The sequence below is a fragment of the Nitrosovibrio sp. Nv17 genome (assembly GCF_900119085.1).
GTDB lineage: Bacteria > Pseudomonadota > Gammaproteobacteria > Burkholderiales > Nitrosomonadaceae > Nitrosospira.
On the sequence record NZ_FPIQ01000046.1, the window covers coordinates 1 to 2,713 of the forward strand.

A 2,713-nucleotide genomic window follows, 5' to 3' on the forward strand; every position below is an offset into this window, starting at 1 on the left:
GCCTACACGCAGGTCGACGTCATGACGGGCAGGGAGCTCGCAGTTTTTCCGCTCTGGCAGCTGTTCCATGCCCGATTCGATCCGGACAACTTCGACGATCTGGGCAGTCTCGGACGTCCCTTCCTCGATGCCGCCCGCAAGACCTGGTGCAAGCTCGACATGACGGAAGAAGACCTGGTGATCCGCCGGCGCGTACCCTCCACATACCCAGCACCCTCGCTTTCTCAAATCACTGAGCTCTTTAAACAATTACGATCAAACCCTGGAAAACTTGTCCTTGCGGAGGCTTTCTAATGCCACTTCTAGCCGATTATTCTTTATCTGCTACATTTTCTGGAGTAGATGTAGTTCTCCAGGCCCAGGGCCTGAACGTGGCGGGTGATGCATCTCCATTAGGAATACCTGAACATATTGAAATCGTAAATGGGGTTGCTAAATTGACGGTGCGGGAGACAGATATTCCCACATATGGAGAACGACGCTCATAGATTATATTTAGGCCTCAACTCGACCCAACCGGAGAGCGTTGGTATACATGGGAATTCATGATTCCATCCTCTTGGGGTAAAACAGATAAAGGATTTGCGATCATGCAAATCCATGAAAGTGAGGGCGGGCCAGTAGCGGTGCAGTTCACGCTGCATCTTGAACATGATCGTCTGGTTGCCAGAGTACCTATGGATGTGACTGTACCAGGTACGGAATCTTATCGTGTAGGAAGTCATCCATTTATTTTCGATCGCTGGTATTCAATGTGCTTACACGCGAACTGGCAATTGGATAGCTCTGGGTTTTGGGAGCTCTATGTAGATAGGGTGCCAATGCTCAAGCGTTACGGTTTCGCAAATGCTTATGATCGGGAGTATGGAGGATATTTGAAACTTGGAATCTATAACTTCAATCGTGTGAGTGAATGGGGAGAAAAAACCATATATATCAGGAACATCAACATTTGGTCTGGTGATGATGGGTATAAAGCGGTAATACGGGGAGCTCCCATTTGTCCTAAACATGTACTTGAAGATTGATAAGAATTAAGAACGATATCGATGATGGAGCCCTGCAAATGGCTATCCGTCGGGGCACATTCGTTGCGCACCGCGCGATGGACACGCTGGATGCGGACATCCTCAAGGAACTCGAGCAGATCTACAAACGGGCCGCCACCGAGCTGCGCGCCCGTATTGCGGTCGCTGGCGGTACCGACGGCAATATTCCCCTGCAGCAGCTGCAGGACGTGCTAGGGCAGGTGGAGTTACGCCTGCACCAGCTGGCGACCGAGCGCAATGCCCTCCTGGAGAACGGGCTGGAGAATGCGGCCCGGTTCGGCGCCGCACCGCTTACCGCCGCTGGCGCTGGGGTGGATGCGGCTGCGGCCATGGCCGCGCAACCCGGGACGCTGCTGGAATCCGACGCGGCGATGCGAGTTTCCGACGAGGCGGTACGCTTCGTGCGGCCTTCATCGCGGAGGATGGCCTGCAGCTCAAGGCCCCATGGCGGGCGGTACGCAAGCGCATTGGACAGGCCTTGTAAAGGGATGCTAGACTGAAACCGAGCATGAGTAGCGCGTACGAAATAGCGAAAGCCGGGGGCAAGCATAGCGGGTGGTACAAGGTCTACCGTGTATATGGTCAACGGCAGATCGTGAAGAGCATACGCAATCTCGAAAAACAGATCGCATACCATGAAAACTGGATTGCGAACCCGCTGTCCAAAATCCAGAATTACCATGACCTGGATGCGCGTGAACGGATTGGTTTGATCACGGGTTGGGAAGCTGACATTCGGCGTCAGCGAGAACTTGTCGGCATCCTGCAAGGTATTTTGAAGGAACGGGAAAATGAGTGAAACAGCCAGAGTGTCGCACGACTATGCCTCGATACTGAACACCATGGTCAGGGTCGCGAGGGCCCGCGGGCTGGAAGACTGGGGGGGCGATCACGGCCTGGCCTGCTACCAGATACTGGAAGCAGCCATTTCCGATGCCGCAGTCAGCGGAGTGCCGCTTGCGCAGATCGGGCTGGAGGGATTCGACACCAATGCTCTGCTCAGCGCGCACAAGAAACCGCGCCGCCAGACGATCGACGACACGGAAAAAGAGCAGGGAAGTCAGGAAACGTCCGATTGGCGTCATTACTGGTCGATTATCTACAACATGATTTATGTCGCAAAGGAGCGCGGACTGGAGAATCCGGGAAGCGGCTATGCGCTCGCCTGCCATCAGATAGTCGAGGCGGCGATTTCAGCAGCCAAGGCGCTGAAGGTGCCGCTCGCCGACATCGAGCTTGAGGGATTCGACACTGGCGATCCTTTCGGAATCCACAAGAAATCCGCCCACGCGCTTGCCTGATCGCATCCATCAGGACACGAAGAGCCCGCCTTGCGCGGGCTTTTTCTTTTCATGATTTCATCATCCACATTTTCTGTGGATAAACCCGTGCGCCGCAATCCTCCCTGTTTCCGGCTTGCGCAATCGCTGATCATCCCGCTCAGTCCAACGTGGATGGGCGGTCACCCTGCGCAGCATGACGAAGAACGCGCGGGACGGGTACTTCAATGGGGGCCGGGTTCCCTTCGGCTATTCGGCCGTGCCGGAGGGCAAGCGCAAGCGTCTGACCATCCTGGAGGATGAGGCGCAGATCGTCCGCGAGATCTTCGACCTCTACGTCGCGGGGATGGGGTGCAAACTCATTGCCGTGCAGCTGAATGAGAG

The 2,713-nt window shown here is 55.2% G+C and carries 6 protein-coding genes and 1 pseudogene; all 7 read left to right on the forward strand.

Translation table 11 applies throughout. The features are described 5' to 3' along the window. Positions 1-294 (forward strand): annotated as a pseudogene (locus tag BT108_RS13890) (hypothetical protein); the annotation flags it as partial. Next, entirely contained in the window at positions 294-488 is a 195-nt protein-coding gene (locus tag BT108_RS13695) for a hypothetical protein (protein WP_143142516.1), read from the forward strand. The pseudogene BT108_RS13890 and the gene BT108_RS13695, both read left to right, overlap by 1 nt. A gap of 3 nt (positions 489-491) precedes the next feature. After that, complete coding sequence (locus BT108_RS13215) at positions 492-1,028, forward strand: heparin lyase I family protein (RefSeq protein ID WP_255369726.1); 537 nt, start codon at positions 492-494, stop codon at positions 1,026-1,028. 38 nt (positions 1,029-1,066) lie between these two features. After that, positions 1,067-1,549: a hypothetical protein gene (locus BT108_RS13220; protein WP_143142517.1), complete on the forward strand. Its 483-nt coding sequence runs from the start codon at positions 1,067-1,069 to the stop codon at positions 1,547-1,549. A gap of 8 nt (positions 1,550-1,557) precedes the next feature. Continuing rightward, entirely contained in the window at positions 1,558-1,848 is a 291-nt protein-coding gene (locus BT108_RS13225; protein WP_072295022.1) for a hypothetical protein, read from the forward strand. Then, entirely contained in the window at positions 1,841-2,350 is a 510-nt protein-coding gene (locus tag BT108_RS13230; RefSeq protein ID WP_072295023.1) for a hypothetical protein, read from the forward strand. Before BT108_RS13225 ends, BT108_RS13230 begins: the two co-directional genes overlap by 8 nt. A 175-nt stretch (positions 2,351-2,525) precedes the next feature. Then, positions 2,526-2,713 (forward strand): recombinase family protein (locus tag BT108_RS13235; RefSeq protein ID WP_177257330.1); only part of this gene is annotated, 188 nt, incomplete at its 3' end.

Coding starts and splice junctions, on each gene's coding strand:
- BT108_RS13225 (WP_072295022.1), top strand. CDS start 1,558: ATGAGTAGCGCGTACGAAATAGCGAAAGCCGGGGGCAAGCATAGCGGG.
- BT108_RS13230 (WP_072295023.1), top strand. CDS start 1,841: ATGAGTGAAACAGCCAGAGTGTCGCACGACTATGCCTCGATACTGAAC.
- BT108_RS13220 (WP_143142517.1), top strand. CDS start 1,067: ATGGCTATCCGTCGGGGCACATTCGTTGCGCACCGCGCGATGGACACG.
- BT108_RS13695 (WP_143142516.1), top strand. CDS start 294: ATGCCACTTCTAGCCGATTATTCTTTATCTGCTACATTTTCTGGAGTA.